Raw genomic sequence first — 17,474 nt, 5'->3', positions numbered from 1 at the left:
GGGGTGGTTTTTTGTTTGTATTGCAGTGCCACTGCGCCGATGAGGCGCTGGTTCTAATGTCGCGATGCAGCTATACAGGATCGACCAGAGGCCTAGTACCCGCCAACTCGCCTAATGCGGCGCCGATCAGGTCTCCGGTGTCGATGTGGACGCGCAACGACGTTACGAGTCCGCTGGAGTCGCGATCGACAATCGTCACGCAGGGCAGGACGAATTCGGTTCCGCCTCGCGTGGCGTAGTGCACGTCCGCTTCGAGCACCGAGGTTGTGGAGTTGATGTCCCAGCGGTTGCGGAGCTCATGGCGCATGCTGCTGATCAAAGACCAGAACGACCCCAATGCGCCTCCGATCGCCTCATGTCCGACCGCTGGGGGGTTATTTCCAAAGACGACTACGCCATCCGGGGCGAAGTGCGCCAGCACCTCATCCAGCCGGAGTGCGTCAACGCTGACGTAAAGTCCATCGATTGAATCAGTCATGTCGGTCCCCTACGCTGCTTCGCCCAAAGCGATGCGCCGCAGAGCTGTCAGTGTCCCCGTAACGCCTTGGATGTAGTCCCCTGTCATCGTCTTGGCGAAGGTTTCCTCGGCTTCGGAGCCTCCAGGCGTGCCGAGTACGACGAGGGCAAAGCTGAATCGAAGCTGGAGATTTTCGCCCTCTCCCTCTATTTCGTTGGCGATCGTCCCCAGGACCGGGCCCGACAGCCGGGTGAAAGTTACGCGATGGGGCTCCTCCAACGTGACTCGCTCCCTGAAGTCATTTCCGCCAACCGTGACATCCCGGTCGAAGGATCCGTCGTCGTATCGGGACACGATTTCGCAGGAACTGATTGCCGGCACGAACGGTAGAGCGTTGTTCGCCTTTTTCACTAAGCCGTCCCATACATCTGCTCGGGTGAGCAAGGGAACGTCCTGCCCATTAACAGGGATGGCCCTGCTGACAAAGATCATGTTGCCTCCTCTGTGCGGTGACCTCTTTGTTCACCATCAGATATAACTGTATGCAGTTTCATTGCGAAGTCAATAGTCTTTTGTACACACATTTAAGTATGACTTCCACAAGATAGTGTATGCAGTTTGCCCAAGATGCGACAGAATGGCTGTATGCCACAACCAAGTCTTTACATTGCCGGTATCGAGCCGCTTGTCCTCCCTGAAGCACGCCAGGCTGTCGGGCGCCTTCACTGCTACCTGCGAGAGTGCATCCTGGACGGACGGCTGCCTCCTGGGACCACACTGTCCCAAGCCGCCCTTGCTAAACAATTGGGCGTCAGTCGGACACCGCTCCGGGAGGTCTTGCGCATGCTGCAGGAGGAGGGTCTGGTGAAGTCAGAGCCCAATCAGCGCATGCGTGTGGCGGGTTTTGATGCAGCCGAACTCGATGCCACATACGGTTCCCGCATAGTGCTGGAGTGCCTAGCTGTAGCTATGACGATTGACGAGTTTGGCGCGAAGCAATCCCGGCACGCGAAGTCTGCGTTAACTACTATGCGCAAGTTGGCTGGAAAGCGTGACCTCGGAGGTTGGTTTGAAGCACATATCGAGTTTCACGGCTTGCTCAACCATGCAGCGCCCGAGCCTCTACGCACCGCGCTCAGATCGATGGCCGATCGAAGTGCACGGTATATTAGAGTGGGCCAACAGCTAGATCCCTCCGGCTGGCAGGAATCCGGCGACATAGAACACGAGGCCATTCTCGAGGCAGTCGTCTCCCGCGACGATGAAGCCGCAGTGTCAATGACTGCCCACCACCTTGAGCGGACGGCTATTCGGGTCTTGGCTAGTTGCGCTCCCGACTACGTGCCGAGGGCCGTCCCGCTGGCGTTGATCCAGGTCCACGCCAGTCGGGACGGTTGCGGACTTACGCCGCGGCGGCTTGCCGGTGCCTGAACTCGATCACGTGGTTGCGTCGTCGTAACCGACATAGCCGAGGGATTGGGCACCCTCTGGCCAATGTCCGCAGATGGCTCCGGTCAACTGGGTCTGCAGACACTTAGGCGGATCACAGGGACAGGCACGAATGGCATCGGAAGATCCTGCCGCTACTTTTCGCGGCCAATCGGGGTCGACGAAGATGGCGCGGGCAAGGGCCACCGCCGACGCCTTGTACTCCGTCATGGCATTCACCAGATCTGAAGGATCGCTAAGCCCTCCGTTAGCGATGACAGGAATACTCACCGCGTCGGCCAGAGCCTTCGAATCGGATAGGGCGTATCCCTTCCGTTTCAACAGGCCCTGGTTAGCCGCAAGCCTCAGGGTCTCGAACGTGGCCGGGATAGCAAACAGGAAATCCGCGCCATCAGCTTCCAACAAGGGAGCTAGGCGCACCGCATCTGCGAGCGTCCATCCGTCCTCAATGAGCTCATCACTGAGAAGATGCACGCCGACAATGAAATCCGGCCGCGTGCCCGCGATGACTCTCCGGACAACCTCCCGGGCAAATCGCACCCGGTTCTCGAAGCTGCCGCCCCATTGGTCCGTTCGCTGATTGGTGCGCGGCGATAGGAAACCCGATATCAGGAAGCCCTGCGCCGCGTGCAAATCGACACCATCAAATCCTGCACGCTCACACAGTTGCGCGGCGTACACGAATGCCTCGATTGACTCCTCTATCTCCCCTGCGGTGATCTCCTGCGCTGCGACCACACGACCAGGCGTGAGTTCGAATGGCACTGCTGACGGTGCGATGCGCCGCCTGCTCTCATACTCGTCCCATGGCCCCGCGTACCGGCCAGAATGCACGATCTGAACCACGGCGAGAGACCCGTGCCTGTGGATCTCTTCGGCCAGCTTTCGCAAGCCGGGCAGATGCTCCTCGTTGCTAACGACCGTCTGAAGCGGCATCTGCCGTCCGGACACGTTGACTGCGAAGTTCTCAGTGATGACCACGCCTAGACCGCCTTGGGCGCGCCGCCCATAGTGTTCGATCTGCTTCTCGCTCACAGTGCCGTCAGCGTTGCCGTACGAGACAGACATCGGTGCCTGCATGATGCGGTTGGGCGCCGTCCGCGTTCCCAGAGTCAGCGGTTCGAACAGAGGAGCGAATCCGGCATCCGTTGGACCGATTACCGTTACCGGCGCTGTCATTTGACTCCTCCGACAAGCCGTGCGGAAGGAACGTCTACCGAATTCGACAACTGCACGTTGTTGCTCAGTGTTCCCAATCGCCCGATTGTCACCTCAAGCCGATCGCCGGCCCGCAGCACCTCGCCCTTCCCCGCCCCGACTCCGGCAGGTGTTCCTGTCGCGATGACGTCACCTGGCTCCAGAGTCATGATGGAACTGGCGTGCGCGATGAGCTGCGCTACTCCGAAGATCATGTCCGATGTGTTGCCGTCTTGTTCGAGTGCGCCATTGCGCCACAGTTGCACCGGAAGCGCTTGTGGATCTGGGACAAACCACGCGGGGGTAACGCCGGGGCCGATTGGCGTAAAAGTATCGCGCCCCTTGGACCGCAGCCAGTCGAAAGCGAAAGGCGGCGCCAGCGGGTCGGGCCGACCATGGTGTCCGCGGGCCGAAATGTCGTTGACGATCGTATAACCGGCTACTGCGCTCAGGGCCTCCTCGACTGGCACGTCTTTCGCCCGCCGGCCGATCAACACTCCAAGTTCCGCCTCCCAGTCAACGCGGGCCGATCGGTCATCCGGAATCGCGATCTCCTCGTCGCTACCAATAATCGAGGTCGGGGGTAGCAGAAAGAAGAACGGTTCAAAGTGAGCGGGAGTCTCCGGCGACCCGAGCATTTCCTGCAGATGGCTACGGTAGTTCGCGCCAGCGCAGACTAGCTTGCCGGGTGACGGCACTGGCGCCAGCAGACGCAAAACATCGACGAGTTCTCCCTCGTCTGGCCGCAGCTCGCGAAGTGCTGGTTCCAAATCTGACCATACGCTCATGACGGCAGACACGTCAGGATAGGGCGCTAGTAACTGGTGGCGCCATACTCGCCCGTCCGAGTCAACGACACCGACGAATGATGCCCCCGGGTCGTTTTTCGACTCGCACGCTACCAAACTCCAAATAGACATCCGTACTCCCAGCTTCTTTGCTCGCAATGCGCTGCCCGTAGCAGCGCAGATGATTAGAGTGCATACAGTTTTAGCGGATGTCAAGGGATTGACATCCCATGTGAAACTGTACACACTTTATGTGAGCGACGAAACCGCGGTGACTGTCTCTCGTAACCTCCGACCGCGCATGCTTCCTCGAGTCAACCGGCAAGCCGAGGTCGGTTCTGATCTGCGGTGAGGCGCCCGATGATCATCCGGATCATCAATATTCGCAACGCCAGGCGCCTCACCGCTTCAACCAACAGTCCATAACATCACCGGAAGGAACGGGAACCGATGAGCCTTCACCTCCAACCGGACTGGCAACGCGTCATAGGGCAGTACGTGGAAATCAGACGTCCGGGCAAGAACGTTCGGACCGGGACCGTAGAGGCTGTCATGCCGGACAGTTCGATACTTTGGATCTCCGCCGAGGGAGCAGATCCGCGGGAATTGGTGGAAAGATCCGACGGCAGTCTCGTCTATGCTCGCTTCGCATGGGACGCCCCTCCGCCCATCGGCTGAGTCGAACCCAAAGCGAATTGCAGGAACTGTATGAGCTTGGTCAGCCGGCGGGCTTCCAGTCGGTGGCAGACAGCCAGCGCGGCAGGTCGTACACGTCCGGATCGATGGCACGGGTCCGTTCGAAGTCAGCCCGGTAGGCCGGCAGATTCACGAACCATTGGAACATAGCCTGCGCGTCGAATTGCCCGTCAAGGGCTCCGATCGGTACAGCCTCATACCGTGCCGGCCTGCCCGTATAGTCTGCAAAGGCCTCAGCAATCTGACTTCCGGTCCGCTCATCGCCGGCGATCTCGATGCTGCCGCCAGGGATGTCCGCGGTGCCGAGCATCACTGCCGCCGCGACTACCCCTACGTCGCGGACGGCGACCATTTGCAATGGAATACCGTCCGGAAGCGCCATGCGGACAACAATCTCCTCGCTCTCGATGCCAACTCCCATGAAGGAAAAATTGTCGAGGAAGAACGCGGGGCGAATGAACGAGGTGCGTGGGCTCAATGTCTCCAGATGCTCCTCGACGCGCCGCTTGCTCTCGAAATGCGGAATCCCGGTTTCGCGCTCTGCGCCGCCCACCGAGCTGAAGACGATGTGGTTGACACCGGCGGCAGCAGCAGCGTCAGCGAGAGTAATGCCTTGCCGAGTCTCGCCGGCCGGGCCCACTCCAGACTCACCGCCGGGCGAGGTCATGAAGAAGAAGGCATCGATTCCGGAAAGGGCTGGAACCAGGCTGTCCGGCTCATCAAGATCCGCGTAGACGAGTTCGACGCCACGCTCCGAGAGTTGGCGAGCACCCGCCGACTCAAGCTGTCGCACCAAGGCGCGCACATGCGCCCCTCCCTCAAGCAGCGCGTCGACGACTGCGCCACCTTGTTTGCCGGTAGCACCGAACACGGCAACTGTCGCCGGAGTTCCGGCGGGGGATGCAATGGCCATGATTTACTCCTCTAAGTAGTGTTTGGACAGCAATATAACCTTAGCCGGCTAAAGAATATTCCAGAAGGCCCCATGACTGAAGACAGCGCCACCCGCATTGCGCGCCACCCCGACGAAAATGGCCCGGTCAGCTCGCTGATACCGGCCGTGGCAAGAATCCATCGGACAATCGCACAATCACTTTTGAAGGATCTCGGGCTGGCGCCCGGACAAGAGCTCCTCCTGATGATGCTTTGGGAACGTGAACCCATCCCGCAGGCTGAGATCACACGCGACCTGCTAGTTGAACCACCGACCGTAACCAAAATGCTTGCCCGGATGGAGCGCGCTGGCGTGATCGTGCGCGCGCGCTCTGGAGAGGACAAGCGCGTGTTGTTGGTATCCCTAACCGATAAGGGCCGCGCACTGCAGGCGCCAGTCCAGGAAGTCTGGGCTGAACTCGAGCGCCGTACTGTCGCCAGCCTTTCCGCAGCCGACCGAGATCAGCTCATCCGACTCTTGGGGATGGTGCTCCTTGACCTGCGGCACGTCCTTTGATGCCGCCAGGTCTGACCGGACCTGGCCGGACTCGGAGCGCGACGAGAACTAATGAATCCGCTGCCGAGGAAGAAAAGCTTAACCAACTCAACTGTTTACCCACTGTGCTAATCTGAGGCCATGGCGGATTATGAGTCTCGGCTCACGCTCCGGAAGGCTGTCCTAACCACAGAGTCCGGCTATGCGAGACTGCCGGGCCTACCCAGAAAGAGTGGGTCCGCACCATGAGCGGGGCGCCAGGGGCGGCTGGCCCCCACGGCATTCAGGACCCAGGTAATCTCCTCCCGCCAGCTCACGCCCACGACGCACGCGATAACGCTGCGGAAGCCAAATTTCTTTACATTCCGTCCCACACAGTTCACCTTCCTCCAGCTAATGACCGAGGAGGGCGCTGACACACGGCCGATGTCACTCGCCACGAGTCCGACCCGGCCGTACCTGGAATACGCGGTCCGCCTCTCCGACTCAGCGTACAAACGTGCCTTCGCCGCCCTCCGCCCAGGGGACGAAGCGGCCGTCTTCGGCCCGCTAGGTGACTTCGTACTCCACGAGACGCGGCCTGCGATCTTCATCGCCGGCGGGATCGGCGCCACCCCCTTCAAAGGCATGGCCGAGTACGCTGCAGACTATTCGCTGCCCATTAGGGTCCGTCTCGTCTACAGCAGTCGCAACGAAGGCGAAATCGCGTATCGCGACGAGTTCGCCGCACTGGAAAAGCAGAATGACCGCTTTCGCCTACTCCACACACTCACTCGCCCCGACGGGGCCAGGTGGCAGGGGGCGACAGGACGAATTGATCGGGTCCTCCTCCTTGAGGCTGCTAACGGTCTCATTGACCCGATCTACTACATCAGCGGGACGCCAAGGATGGTCGTCGACACGTTGCATATACTCCGAGCCGGGGGCATTGCGGCGGACGCTATCGAGATCGAGGCGTTCCGCGGGTATGGCTAGGATCGAGCGGTCGGCTGGAGTCATCGGCGCTCAGGGGCAGGGCCGCGATCCTCCCCGTCGTAGACTTCGTTTTCAGGGAACACCTTCCGTGACACCTGCTCCTTCTTAGCCGCTCGTCTGCGGGGGGTTGTCGTCAGCGTCGTGTCGGGTTGTCAGGTTCGCCTCGACACGCTTGAGCAACCGTTCCAATACGTCCTGCTCCTGCTGCGAAAGGCCTTCCGTGGTCAGCTCCTCCAGCGTCGACCATGCCTGTTCCACCTTGTCCCGCAGCGCAAGGCCTGCTCGGGTGGCTCTCACCATCACGGTGCGGCGGTCTACGTCTGAGTGCCGGCGTGTGACAAAACCGGACTGTTCAAGGCGCTGTACCATACGGGTGACGGTCGACGGATCCAGTCCGAGCGCCTTGATCAGATCCCCTTGATGCTGTTCGCCCCGCTCCCACAGCTGGATCATCAGCACTTCCTGGCCGGCGTACAAGCCTGTGTCGCGCAGCAAACAGCCCGCTGTGGCCCGATGCGCCCTTGCAGCCCGGAATATCCATTCACTAATAGGCGTGCCCGGCATGGACCGAAGCGCATCGGGTACTGGCACGCTCGTCGGCGTCGTCAAAACAACCACCCCTATCTAGGAACCCGGGCGAAATCCGCAATTAATCTTGTCCAACCAATAAGGAAAGTCAAGCACGCCCTGCGATCGCCTACAAGGTGAGCAACGGGGAACTTCGCTGTGGAATGCGGTGTGCAGACTGGCTGTGCCAGTCTGGGAATATTTTCCGACGGATGTGCGCTAAAAGAATCATTGGCCGACCAATTAAACAAGCTTGCCGATGCACTTCGGCTTTCAGGAGGTGCGGCAGCGAGGACGAAGATGGTCGGCGCTGTAGGGCCGCAGGGCCATGCGCGACATCCCTCAGGGGCCAGCCAAGCCACTCAACACCACGTCTAGAAGGAGTCCTTAGCATGCAGTTCGGCGTATTTTCTGTCGGGGACATTACACCCGATCCCGTTACGGGCCGCTCCCCCAGCGAGCAGGAGCGGCTACACATGATGGTTGCCATCGCGGAGAAGGCTGAGGAGGTCGGATTCGATGTCTTTGCCACCGGCGAGCACCACAACCCGCCATTCGTGTCGTCTTCTCCGACGACCTTGCTGGCTTACATCGCTGCAAAGACGGAACGGATCACCCTGTCAACGTCGACGACCTTGATAACCACAAACGATCCGGTCAAGATCGCCGAGGACTTCGCCGTCCTGCAGCACCTGGCTGGGGGGCGGGTCGACTTGATGATGGGCCGCGGCAACACTGGCCCCGTCTACCCGTGGTTCGGCAAGAACATCCGGGACGGGATCCCCCTGGCAATTGAGAACTATGCACTCCTGCACCAGTTGTGGCGGAAAGAGTCCGTCAACTGGCAGGGCCGATTCCGGACGCCGCTCAATGGCTTCACGTCCACACCACGGCCGTTGGGCGGGGTTCCGCCGTTCGTGTGGCATGGTTCAGTTCGAAGCCCCGAGATCGCCGAGCAAGCCGCGTACTACGGGGATGGCTTCTTCGCTAATCATTTGTTCTTCCCCAAGGATCACTTCGTCGAGTTGGTCAACCTCTATCGGGATCGATTCGAGTTCTACGGGCACGGAAGCCGCCATCAAGCCTTTGTCGGACTGGGCGGTCAGGTGTTCATGCGCAGAAACTCCCAACAAGCACGGGGAGAATTCCGCCCATATTTCGAGAATTCGCCGGTCTACCGAGGGGGGCCCTCCCTTGAGGACGTTGCAGACCGTACTCCACTGACCGTTGGGAGTCCGCAGGAGGTCATCGAAAAAACGCTGACCTTCAGGGATAGGTTCGGCGACTACCAGCGCCAGCTTTTCTCGGTGGATTCCGCTGGCATGCCGCTAAAAACCGTGCTGGAACAGCTCGACCTGTTCGGTGAGATTCTTCCCATCCTACGGAAGGAGTTCGCGGCTGGCCGTCGGGAAGGCGTGCCCGATGCCCCGGCGCATCCTCTGTCCCCATCCCCGAAGCAGCTGGACGAACAACCAACGGGACTGTGAAACAGCGGACTCCGGAGACTTGACCTCCTGGTTTTGTATCACCGCTGGCCTCGTACCAACCGGAAACGCTGGTATCGTCCAATGGCCCGTGAGGACCTCACGAGCGGTCCGCGAGAGCCAAAGCAAACTCCCGCTGACCAACTGGAGGTCCTCACACGCGACCGCGACCTTCTGGTTACCGGCACTCACGAAGTCAGCCGGCGTCGGTGGTGCAACCCTTGAACCGCCCGATTGCAGGGGTTATCCACGGCCCACCTCGTCAGGCTGCCTGTGCCTGCAGCCCGGCCTGTTCGATGCCTCCAACAGCGGCCTTTTCGTCATTGTCGGATAAATCCCCGGACACACCAACCGCACCGATAAGCACTCCGTCAGAGGAACGAACCAGCACGCCGCCGGGCACAGCAATGAGCGTGGAGCCGACAGCCAGAGATGCGCCAGTAATGAAGTACGGCTGCTCCTCTGCCCTTTTCATCAGAGCACGCGAGCCTACACCCAGCGAGATTGCACCGAATGCCTTCGCATGGGCGATTTCAAACCGCTTGTTGGACGATCCGTCCTCTCGTTCGGCCGCGATGACATGGCCCCCGGCGTCGAGCACTACTACGGTTAGGGGATTCAGCCCGGATTCATTGCCCACGGAGAGGGCACCTGCGATGATCTGTCGCGCTGTTGCCAAGTCAATTCTGGTCGTCATGAGGTCACCTCAACTTCGGTCCGGCACTTCGCAAGTTGTCGATAACGGTGGAGGATGGGCTCTGTATAGCCGCTGGGCTGGGACCTGCCTTCGAAAACGAGAGCCCGGGCGGCCAGGAATGCCTCGTTGTCGTACCCCGGTGCCATATGCCGGTAGAGGGGATCGGTAGCATTCTGTTGGTCCACGATGAGCGCCATGCGCCTCAGTGACGAGTCGACCTGCTCAGGAGTGATGAGTCCGTGCAGCAGCCAATTCGCGACATGCTGTGATGAAATCCTGCACGTTGCCCTATCCTCCATGAGGGCCACATCGTTAATGTCGGGCACCTTTGAACATCCAATCCCTTGATCGACCCAGCGTACGACGTAGCCGAGAATCGACTGGAGGTTGTTGTCGAGCTCGGCTTGCTTCTCCGCCTCGGAGTAGGCCGTAGTGGCCAGCGGTATGACGAGGAGGTCACTCAACTGCACGTTTGAGGCCTGGGAGACGATTTGCCTCTGGGTCCTGAAGACGTCGATCTCGTGGTAGTGCAGCGCATGCAAGGTGGCAGCCGTCGGTGATGGTACCCAGGCCGTCGTGGCCCCAGCCTTGGGCTGCTCGATCTTTTCTGTCAGCATGGCTTCCATCAGGTCGGGCATTGCCCACATTCCCTTGCCGATCTGGGCACGGCCGGACATTCCGGCGCCGAGGCCGATCTCGACGTTGGACGCCTCATAAGCGCGGATCCATTGCTGCGTCTTCATCTCGGATTTCCGGACGAATGGGCCAGCGTGCATAGATGTATGGATCTCGTCGCCGGTACGGTCAAGGAATCCCGTGTTAATAAACACAACGCGTTCCCGTGCCGCGCGGAGACAGGCGCGGAGGTTCACGGAAGTCCGTCGCTCCTCGTCCATGATTCCGAGTTTGATTGTGAGTGCCGGCATTCCCAGAAGTCTTTCCACCCTGTCGAAAAGCTCGACAGTGAAGCCAACTTCTTCGGAGCCATGCATTTTAGGCTTGACCACGTACATGGCCCCAGTTCTGGAGTTAGGAAGCTTCCTTAAGCCGAGTAGGTCGTGCAGCGAACCAAGACCCGTGAAAATGGCGTCAAGAATGCCCTCCGGCACTTCATCGCCGTCCTCGTCGATAATCGCGTCGGTAGTCATCAGATGGCCGACCTGGCGGACGAACAGAAGTGATCGTCCCGGCAGGCTCGCGGTGCCGCCGTCGGGTGTGACGTAGGGACGGTCGCCGTTCAGGACTCGGTCGATGGTGGCCCCGTTCTTGCTAACCCGTTCTGACAGGGTGCCGCGCATCATCTCCAGCCAATTGCGGTACCCGTCCACCTTGTCACCTGCGTCCACTGCCGCGACAGAGTCTTCAAGGTCCATGATCGTGGTCACGGCGGATTCCAGAATGATGTCCTTGATGTTCGAGGCGTCGGCGGCGCCGACTGCGTCGTTGCCGTCAATGACAATTTCCAGATGGAGACCGTTGTTGACGAAAATCAAGGCCTTGGGAGACGCCGTGTCCCCTCGGTGCCCTACAAATTGCCGTGTGTTAGTCAGTCCCTTGCGGAGTCCTGTTGTGGTGAGAGCGACCAGTTGCCCATCCTGGACGAAATACGATCTGACGTCCCGATGGGATGCGTCCGTAAGCGGAATCGCCATGTCCAGGAATCGGCGACCGGCAGCGACGACGGCTGAACCCCGCAGCGGGTTGTAGGAATGACCGGCTTTGAGGGACCCTGTTTGGTCGATAGCGTCTGTTCCGTACAGGGCGTCGTAGAGGGAGCCCCAGCGGGCGTTCGCAGCGTTCACGGCGAACCGTCGGTTCAGCAACGGGACCACAAGTTGCGGTCCTGCCTGATGGCTGACTTCCGTGTCGACGCCGTCGGTTGTCACGGTCACATCGGTGAAATCCTCATCGATGAGGTAACCGATCTGCCGGAGAAATTCTTCATAGGATTCCGGATCCACCTTGCCCGGAGACTTCACGTGGTAGTCGTCGATCTTGGATTGCAGCTGCTCACGCCGGTCCAACAGGCTGCGATTGCGTCCGCGTAGTCCGCGAATGATCGACGCAGTACCCGCCCAGAACTGCCTCGGATCGATCCCAGTTCCGGGAAGTGCTTCGTTCTCTGCGAACTCAACCAGCGCGGAGGCGACCGATAAGCCCTCAATATTGATGCGTTCGTTCACAACGCTCCTTTGGGAAATACGTAGTTTGGATTGAAGTTCCGTGCAGGAAATGGCCCGGGACTGCCGCTTTCTATGGGCGCAGGTCGCGCTCCTGAGTTGAGCCGAACGGAACATCTGCCGTCAACTCGACCTTGACCGTGTGATGATCAGATCGAGTGACAAGAATTCCTGTTCGCGGAGAGTCGTGTGCCTCCTTGATTGCCTTCTCGACAGCCTTGTCCAGTTCGCGCTCGAGCTCCTGTCGGTCAGTTAACGTGAGGGTCACCGGGTATTCATTCGTCATGGTCTTCCTTGGTTGGTTTTATGGCCGGCGCGCCCGGCCGGCCATAGCTCAGCCCACGTACCGGGGTGAGTGGAGCGTCAGTATCCGGCGTGTTTGTCCACGATGTTGGTCAGCTTTTGTCCGTGAACGAACCGTTCGAGGTTGTCCAGGAAGATTGAAGTCTGACGATCCAAGGTGCCTCCCGTTGTGGCGCCGTTGTGCGGTGTCACGACGACGTTGGGCAGGTCCCAGAAAGGGCTCCCGTCCGGTAGCGGCTCCACGCCGTGCGCGTCCAGCCCGGCGGCTCGGATCTGCCCCTGCTGCAGCGCGTGCAACAAGTCGTCATCGTTAATGATTCCTCCGCGGGAAATGCATACGAGATTCGCGGTGGGCTTCATGGCAGCGAAAACGCCGGCGTCAAATACACCTCGGGTCGCGTCCGTGATGGGTGCCGTGATGACAATGTGGTCGCACTCACTGGCAAATTCGTGAAGTTGATCCGGCGAGTACAGTCGGTCAATCCCCGGCGCAGGAAGATCTGCGCGCCGCCGCAGACCCACCACTCGCATATGGAACGCCCGTGCCTTGTGGGCCAAATCCATGCCCGACCTCCCCAGCCCGAATATTCCGACGGTAGTGCCTGCCAGCTCACCATGGCGATACCTGTCCCAGCGGTGGGCTTCCTGCGCTCTCACCCACCGGGGAACGTCACGATCCAGCATCAGCAGCAGAAGCATGGCATGCTCGGCAAGCGGCACGGCGCCGTTTCCGACGGACGACGTCAGAACGACAGGACCGTTGACCAATTCAGGGAATAACGCACTATCGGGTCCGGCAAGCCAGCTGTGCACCCACTGCAGGCGGGGAGCCTGTCGCAGCTCGGCGGGAGTCACAGGACCGGCGATGGCCACGACATCTCCAAATGCCTGGCCGTCCACGACCGGGTCCGCTGTGTATCGGATCGTGAAGGGGCCGGCCAAGGTGTCGGCCATCTCTTGGTGTTCCTGCTTCAGGGAGCCCTTGATGACGATGACGCCGGCGCTCAAGGCCTGTCCCTTTCCTGCGGCGTGTGCTCCGTCCACACGAGGACTTCAAAACGATCAATGACTGGCAGGTCTACGACGAGATCTGCTCCGTCCACCCGGCCACTCAGTTTGTCACCGGACACGAGAGTACGTGCGGCGCCGCCTGCACCTCCCCTGATACGCAGTCTGTGGCCCCCAACCGGGGCGTAGTCTGCATAGCCGTGGCTCCGCACTCCAGAATGGTTGATGAGGTGGAAAACCTGCTTTCCGTGACTTCGGGCCGCCGTGACTTCCACGAAGTCCGGCAAGGTTGTGTCAACGTTGAGGCCTCTACCCAAGTGGTTGAGTGATTCCTCCAGCGCGCTTCGTATGCCGGCCAGTGCGAGGTCCCGGTAGGCGCGTCCAATAGACCAGGTATAGGTCAGCGCCCGTCCCGTCCCCAACTTGTGTTCGATGACCGCCGCGTCCGTCGACGGTACATGCCCGAAACAGTACTCGGGGGGCCCGAAGCGGGCAGGCGGGACCAGGAAGGCCCCAGCGCTTGCGTCTTTAGCGAGCCTAACGTGGTGGGCCCTGCCGTGTAGCGGGATGACGTCGCCGTTGGTATTTTGTGCGTAGGCCGACAGCAGTTCGGGGCCTTCATCGCTTCCGATGATGGCTTCGGCACCGGTACTCAGAGGCAGCACCGTGGCGTTTGTGACGTCAGCCAGTGTCGAAAGGAGAGAGCCTCCTGCCTCAACCCAGCTATCAATCACAGCGACGGCCTCCAGCTCCAGGGCGGAGGCTATCGGGAGAACCATCAGTTCATAGCATTCCAACTGCGAGGCCGGGAGACGATGCAGATGCTCGAGTTCGATGACATCGAATGGCACATGCAGTTCCACCAGGGCGCTGTAGAGTCCGCGGAACTCTGCCACAGCCGGCGGTAACGACCCACGGTCCATGTGTTCCGCCGGTGAGACGAGAAGCACCTTGGATGCGGTCGTCAGCTCGGCGTAGGTGTCGTCGTTGGCTTGGTGGAACTGGGTGATTTCCGCAGCTACACCTAGAGCGCTGTATTCGATGGCGCCGGGCGGACCCATGATGTAGGTCGAAATGGAACCGCCCCGGGACATTGCCTGGATGAGGTACTGGGCAAAGCGTTCGGGATGTTCGGCGGCCATTCGATAGGGGAAATCCAAGAATGCTACGCAGTTGACCAATACGGGAGTGGACGGCGCCCGCGTGAATGCGGCACTAACGGACTCAGCGGTCTGATGAGGCCAAAACTCCCGTCCGACAGCATTGTTGGCCTCGACGTACCGCATGTCCGCGGTGTCGTGAAGGATAAGCGGTGCCCCACTTTTTCGCTTTGCGATATGAGCCCGGATCCGCCCGCCAATGTCGAGGATGTTTTGATGCGCCCAGGCTTTCCAACGCGGATAGTTGGCATCCTGCGGCCCCTTCGGAAGGGCTTCCCCGGTTACCTGGCCCCATGCCTTTGCACAGGTTTCACAGTGGCAGGGCCCGAGGTATTCATGTGCGTAGTTCATTTCGCTGTACATGAACCAGTTGATGAAGAAGCCATCCACGTCGTACCGTGTCAGGACTTCATCGAGGATGGTGAACACTTCCTCCTGGAAGTAACCCGCGCTTGGGCAGGTCGTCACCAGATCGTTGAATATCTGGTGTTTGCCCTCGGCGCTGACGTATAGCCAATCGGGGCGTGCAGCAGCCATATGCGGCAGCACTTTGGAGAAGTCCATGCGTGCAAGAAGTTTCAGCCCACGCTCGTGGGCTGCTCTTACCGCGTCAAGGACGATGTCGCCCGAGGACCTTAGACCCAGGTTGGGATTGGATCTCTGAGATGCCAGGTCACTGGGGTAGCTGGCATAGATTCCGCCCGTATTGAGCAGCCAAGCATCAGCCCCGTGAGCTTGTACAAAATCAGCGACAGCGTCGGCGTCCAGTCCGGCGTCGATGAGGCGCAGATTTGTTTGCATCATCCGGAACGGAGCACGCCACCATTCCGGCCCGGCCATCCGGGCGGGGGCGGTTTGAGTGAGGGTCGCTGACATTACTGGTCCCCTGCGTCGATCATGAAGACGACGGCGTCACGCGGCGGTACGGTCACCACGAATTCGTGGGCTCCGACCCGGCGGACTGCCTCGTCTCCACCGCGATGCAGGCGGGGAACGGCAACCGAAGACATGTCTTCGCTCACCGAGATGACTGCTTCACGCTGGCTGCGAGTAGGGTTTAGAACCCACACGGCGAGCTGGCCATCGGCACGATGTAGCCGCACGATAACGTCGGCGTCGTCCGTCGATGCCTGCGGGTTCACTCCGGCCCAGTCCACCATCCACGCGAATATGTCCCGCGAGGCGGGGTCTTCATGCCGGGCATAGCCAATTCCCGGGTGGGACCCCAGCAGGAGTGTCTGACCGTTTCCGGATGAATTTTCGACGACGGCGGTGCGTCCGTCATCGTGGGTTCCGAGGGCTGTGCCGGTCGTTGTTTCATACCACTGGCGGTTGCCGCCTATGCGAAGCTCACCCTTCGGGGTGGACATGGTTGTTTGATCCAGGAGGTCTGGAACGAATTCCACGTCCACTTCACGCACTCCAAACAGTTCGTCCAAGGCACGGCCGGGCTGTCGTGGCTGTACCCATCCGTTCTGGCCGAAGTAGCCGGGGCAGGCTTCAGAGATGAGGCGTCCTCCAGCTTCAACCCACCGACGCAGCGTCGAAACAGTCTCGTCCTTGAGCATAAGCGGATACGGAAGGTATACGGCTTTGTAACCGCTGTCGATGAGATCGTCCACATGGACGAAGTCTGCACGGATACCGTTGTCGAAGAACGCTCGCCAGGCTCCGGAGGCAGCGTCGTGGTATTCCGCCGAGCTGACCCAATGATTTGCCAGGCCGGCGCCCGTGGAGGCATTCAGTTGCTGTGCGTAGGCAAGATCTTGAGATTCGGGTACAACGACGATGGCGACGTCGGCCTGCTGTGGCAGGGCCTCCCAGAGTTGGGTACGTTCGGGGGCGTTGACCCATTCCGCCATGTCAGCTACCGCAGCGGAGCGCGGTGTCCGTTCGCCGTCCATCCCGTAGGGGCCGAAGGCACCAAACAGGGGTCCGTTAAGCAGCGGGCGCCACCGGAGGTAAAACAGGCCGGATGCACCGTGAGCGAAGCTGGCCAGGTTCCAGTAGCGAATATCGTCGGGTGAGGCGATTCGCCCGTCGTCGCGTGATCGCCCCACTACCTGCGGCTGTAGCCACAACGGACCACCCTGAAGTTCGGCGTGCCAGAATGGCTTTCCCCGTGAAGCCGATCGTGTGAGGTCAAGGGCCAAGGGCTGGCGCCACGACTCGTCGCCGTGCCGTGCAGGTACGAAGGTCATGCCATAGAGATCGACGTCGTTTGCGGCCCTCCAGTCATCGGCACCGCGGGAAGAGGCATGACCAAGGGTCGCGGCGACCCCATGGGCGATGATGCTGTTGGACGGGTCGAGGTTGCGAATCAGGTCGATGCGCCACCGCATGAGGCGGTAGGCATTATCACGGCGGAACTCCAGCCAGTCGAGTACATCTCCATAGGCGTAGCCCCCACGGGGCGGGACGATGTCTTCGAAGGACGTAACGTGCCGTCCCCAGGCGGCGCCGAGGGCTTCAGGCCTGTCATATTTTTCCTGGAGCCATTCGCGGAATCGTGCCGCTGTCGCGTCGCAGTAACAGGCATCTTCCTCGTAGTTGCATTCATTCCAGACGTCATAGCCCATCAGGGAGGTACGGTCCCTGTATCGGGTGACCAAACGTGTGAGGAACTCCCCCGCAAGCTCGCGTGCATCCTCGTTGTCCAGGCACACGCCGGGGTTCCCGCCAATAGCGCTGGAGTCAAACATGCCGGACTCCACGGAGGAGCCGTTGCGCCGCTGATACCTTGTGTGCGGCAACCGCTTGAACACCCACTCGGGTGCCGTCTTGGTGAGCTCGGCAATGACGGTCTCGAGTCCGTTCCGTTCAGCGAGATCGAACTGCGCGTCGAAGTCCTCCCATTCCCATTGGTCCGGTGCGGGCTGGATCACGGACCACATGAACCAGTGTCGGAACGCCGTCATCCCGTCTTCGGCTGCAACCGCGTAATCGCGTTCCCAGTCTGCCCGGGGCGGGTTGGATTTCCGGTAGTAAACAGCTCCGTATGCGATTTGGCGGGGCTGCTTCGCCACCTGTGACTCTGACATGCTGCTCGAGGCTCCTTAGGGTTTCCGCAAATGGTGCGGAATG

At 60.4% G+C, this 17,474-nt stretch carries 16 protein-coding genes; 4 read left to right on the top strand and 12 right to left on the bottom strand.

What is annotated here, in order from left to right; all coding sequences use genetic code 11:
• Nucleotides 1-70 precede the first annotated feature (70 nt).
• Complete coding sequence (locus AC07YR_RS05055) at nt 71-478, bottom strand: nuclear transport factor 2 family protein (protein WP_494733269.1); 408 nt, start codon at nt 476-478, stop codon at nt 71-73.
• A 9-nt stretch (nt 479-487) separates the two neighbouring features.
• Complete coding sequence (locus AC07YR_RS05050; protein WP_494733268.1) at nt 488-949, bottom strand: SRPBCC family protein; 462 nt, start codon at nt 947-949, stop codon at nt 488-490.
• 135 nt (nt 950-1,084) lie between these two features.
• Between AC07YR_RS05050 and AC07YR_RS05045 the strand changes: the two genes are divergently transcribed.
• Nucleotides 1,085-1,888: a GntR family transcriptional regulator gene (locus AC07YR_RS05045; RefSeq protein ID WP_494733389.1), complete on the top strand. Its 804-nt coding sequence runs from the start codon at nt 1,085-1,087 to the stop codon at nt 1,886-1,888.
• Between the two features lie 6 nt (nt 1,889-1,894).
• Here the strand turns inward: AC07YR_RS05045 and AC07YR_RS05040 are convergent, their stop codons facing one another.
• The 3 genes from AC07YR_RS05040 to AC07YR_RS05030 all read right to left on the bottom strand — a co-directional run bounded on the left by AC07YR_RS05040 (nt 1,895) and on the right by AC07YR_RS05030 (nt 5,500).
• Nucleotides 1,895-3,085, bottom strand: a complete 1,191-nt coding sequence (locus AC07YR_RS05040) for an oxidoreductase (RefSeq protein WP_494733267.1) — start codon at nt 3,083-3,085, stop codon at nt 1,895-1,897.
• Complete coding sequence (locus AC07YR_RS05035; RefSeq protein ID WP_494733266.1) at nt 3,082-3,891, bottom strand: fumarylacetoacetate hydrolase family protein; 810 nt, start codon at nt 3,889-3,891, stop codon at nt 3,082-3,084. The genes AC07YR_RS05040 and AC07YR_RS05035 overlap by 4 nt, the downstream gene beginning before the upstream one ends.
• Nucleotides 3,892-4,609: 718 nt before the next feature.
• Nucleotides 4,610-5,500 carry an NmrA/HSCARG family protein gene (locus AC07YR_RS05030; protein ID WP_494733265.1) on the bottom strand — a complete coding sequence of 297 codons (891 nt, stop codon included), beginning with the start codon at nt 5,498-5,500 and terminating at the stop codon, nt 4,610-4,612.
• Between the two features lie 72 nt (nt 5,501-5,572).
• On the opposite strand from AC07YR_RS05030, the gene AC07YR_RS05025 reads away from it, so the two are divergent.
• Together AC07YR_RS05025 and AC07YR_RS05020 are read left to right on the top strand one after the other, a co-directional pair.
• The gene (locus tag AC07YR_RS05025) at nt 5,573-6,037 is read left to right on the top strand and encodes a MarR family winged helix-turn-helix transcriptional regulator (RefSeq protein WP_494733264.1); all 465 of its coding nucleotides are present in this window, start codon (nt 5,573-5,575) and stop codon (nt 6,035-6,037) included.
• Nucleotides 6,038-6,442: 405 nt separating this feature from the next.
• Nucleotides 6,443-6,991: a ferredoxin--NADP reductase gene (locus tag AC07YR_RS05020; protein ID WP_494733263.1), complete on the top strand. Its 549-nt coding sequence runs from the start codon at nt 6,443-6,445 to the stop codon at nt 6,989-6,991.
• Nucleotides 6,992-7,096: 105 nt separating this feature from the next.
• On the opposite strand, the gene AC07YR_RS05015 is transcribed toward AC07YR_RS05020, so the two are convergent.
• Nucleotides 7,097-7,555 carry a MarR family winged helix-turn-helix transcriptional regulator gene (locus AC07YR_RS05015; RefSeq protein WP_494733388.1) on the bottom strand — a complete coding sequence of 153 codons (459 nt, stop codon included), beginning with the start codon at nt 7,553-7,555 and terminating at the stop codon, nt 7,097-7,099.
• A 395-nt stretch (nt 7,556-7,950) separates the two neighbouring features.
• Here AC07YR_RS05015 and AC07YR_RS05010 point away from each other — a divergent pair, with 395 nt between their 5' ends.
• A complete protein-coding gene (locus AC07YR_RS05010; protein WP_494733262.1) occupies nt 7,951-9,045 on the top strand; it encodes a CE1758 family FMN-dependent luciferase-like monooxygenase in 1,095 nt (364 codons plus the stop codon).
• Between the two features lie 259 nt (nt 9,046-9,304).
• On the opposite strand, the gene AC07YR_RS05005 is transcribed toward AC07YR_RS05010, so the two are convergent.
• The 6 genes from AC07YR_RS05005 to AC07YR_RS04980 all read right to left on the bottom strand — a co-directional run bounded on the left by AC07YR_RS05005 (nt 9,305) and on the right by AC07YR_RS04980 (nt 17,431).
• The gene (locus tag AC07YR_RS05005; protein ID WP_494733261.1) at nt 9,305-9,739 is read right to left on the bottom strand and encodes a GlcG/HbpS family heme-binding protein; all 435 of its coding nucleotides are present in this window, start codon (nt 9,737-9,739) and stop codon (nt 9,305-9,307) included.
• Nucleotides 9,736-11,922, bottom strand: coding sequence for a malate synthase G (locus AC07YR_RS05000; RefSeq protein WP_494733260.1), 2,187 nt, complete (start codon nt 11,920-11,922; stop codon nt 9,736-9,738). The genes AC07YR_RS05005 and AC07YR_RS05000 overlap by 4 nt, the downstream gene beginning before the upstream one ends.
• A 70-nt stretch (nt 11,923-11,992) precedes the next feature.
• A complete protein-coding gene (locus AC07YR_RS04995; protein WP_494733259.1) occupies nt 11,993-12,205 on the bottom strand; it encodes a hypothetical protein in 213 nt (70 codons plus the stop codon).
• A 77-nt stretch (nt 12,206-12,282) separates the two neighbouring features.
• The gene (locus tag AC07YR_RS04990) at nt 12,283-13,230 is read right to left on the bottom strand and encodes a D-2-hydroxyacid dehydrogenase (RefSeq protein WP_494733258.1); all 948 of its coding nucleotides are present in this window, start codon (nt 13,228-13,230) and stop codon (nt 12,283-12,285) included.
• Nucleotides 13,227-15,266, bottom strand: a complete 2,040-nt coding sequence (locus tag AC07YR_RS04985; protein ID WP_494733257.1) for an alpha-amylase family protein — start codon at nt 15,264-15,266, stop codon at nt 13,227-13,229. Before AC07YR_RS04985 ends, AC07YR_RS04990 begins: the two co-directional genes overlap by 4 nt.
• Nucleotides 15,266-17,431 (bottom strand): beta-galactosidase, encoded by a 2,166-nt coding sequence (locus AC07YR_RS04980; RefSeq protein WP_494733256.1) that lies wholly within the window; start codon nt 17,429-17,431, stop codon nt 15,266-15,268. The genes AC07YR_RS04985 and AC07YR_RS04980 overlap by 1 nt, the downstream gene beginning before the upstream one ends.
• Nucleotides 17,432-17,474 lie beyond the last annotated feature (43 nt).

It is taken from the genome of Arthrobacter sp. GW460-12-1-14-TSB2 (assembly GCF_059423525.1).
This window is presented reverse-complemented; position numbering and strand designations above follow the sequence as displayed.

Bases quoted from the DNA above. Each gene is read 5' to 3' on its own strand.
- AC07YR_RS04980 (WP_494733256.1), bottom strand. From the start codon at position 17,431: ATGTCAGAGTCACAGGTGGCGAAGCAGCCCCGCCAAATCGCATACGGA.
- AC07YR_RS05030 (WP_494733265.1), bottom strand. From the start codon at position 5,500: ATGGCCATTGCATCCCCCGCCGGAACTCCGGCGACAGTTGCCGTGTTC.
- AC07YR_RS05020 (WP_494733263.1), top strand. From the start codon at position 6,443: ATGTCACTCGCCACGAGTCCGACCCGGCCGTACCTGGAATACGCGGTC.
- AC07YR_RS05055 (WP_494733269.1), bottom strand. From the start codon at position 478: ATGACTGATTCAATCGATGGACTTTACGTCAGCGTTGACGCACTCCGG.
- AC07YR_RS04985 (WP_494733257.1), bottom strand. From the start codon at position 15,266: ATGTCAGCGACCCTCACTCAAACCGCCCCCGCCCGGATGGCCGGGCCG.
- AC07YR_RS05015 (WP_494733388.1), bottom strand. From the start codon at position 7,555: ATGCCGGGCACGCCTATTAGTGAATGGATATTCCGGGCTGCAAGGGCG.
- AC07YR_RS05035 (WP_494733266.1), bottom strand. From the start codon at position 3,891: ATGAGCGTATGGTCAGATTTGGAACCAGCACTTCGCGAGCTGCGGCCA.
- AC07YR_RS04995 (WP_494733259.1), bottom strand. From the start codon at position 12,205: ATGACGAATGAATACCCGGTGACCCTCACGTTAACTGACCGACAGGAG.
- AC07YR_RS05010 (WP_494733262.1), top strand. From the start codon at position 7,951: ATGCAGTTCGGCGTATTTTCTGTCGGGGACATTACACCCGATCCCGTT.
- AC07YR_RS05025 (WP_494733264.1), top strand. From the start codon at position 5,573: ATGACTGAAGACAGCGCCACCCGCATTGCGCGCCACCCCGACGAAAAT.
- AC07YR_RS05050 (WP_494733268.1), bottom strand. From the start codon at position 949: ATGATCTTTGTCAGCAGGGCCATCCCTGTTAATGGGCAGGACGTTCCC.
- AC07YR_RS05005 (WP_494733261.1), bottom strand. From the start codon at position 9,739: ATGACGACCAGAATTGACTTGGCAACAGCGCGACAGATCATCGCAGGT.
- AC07YR_RS05045 (WP_494733389.1), top strand. From the start codon at position 1,085: ATGCGACAGAATGGCTGTATGCCACAACCAAGTCTTTACATTGCCGGT.
- AC07YR_RS05040 (WP_494733267.1), bottom strand. From the start codon at position 3,085: ATGACAGCGCCGGTAACGGTAATCGGTCCAACGGATGCCGGATTCGCT.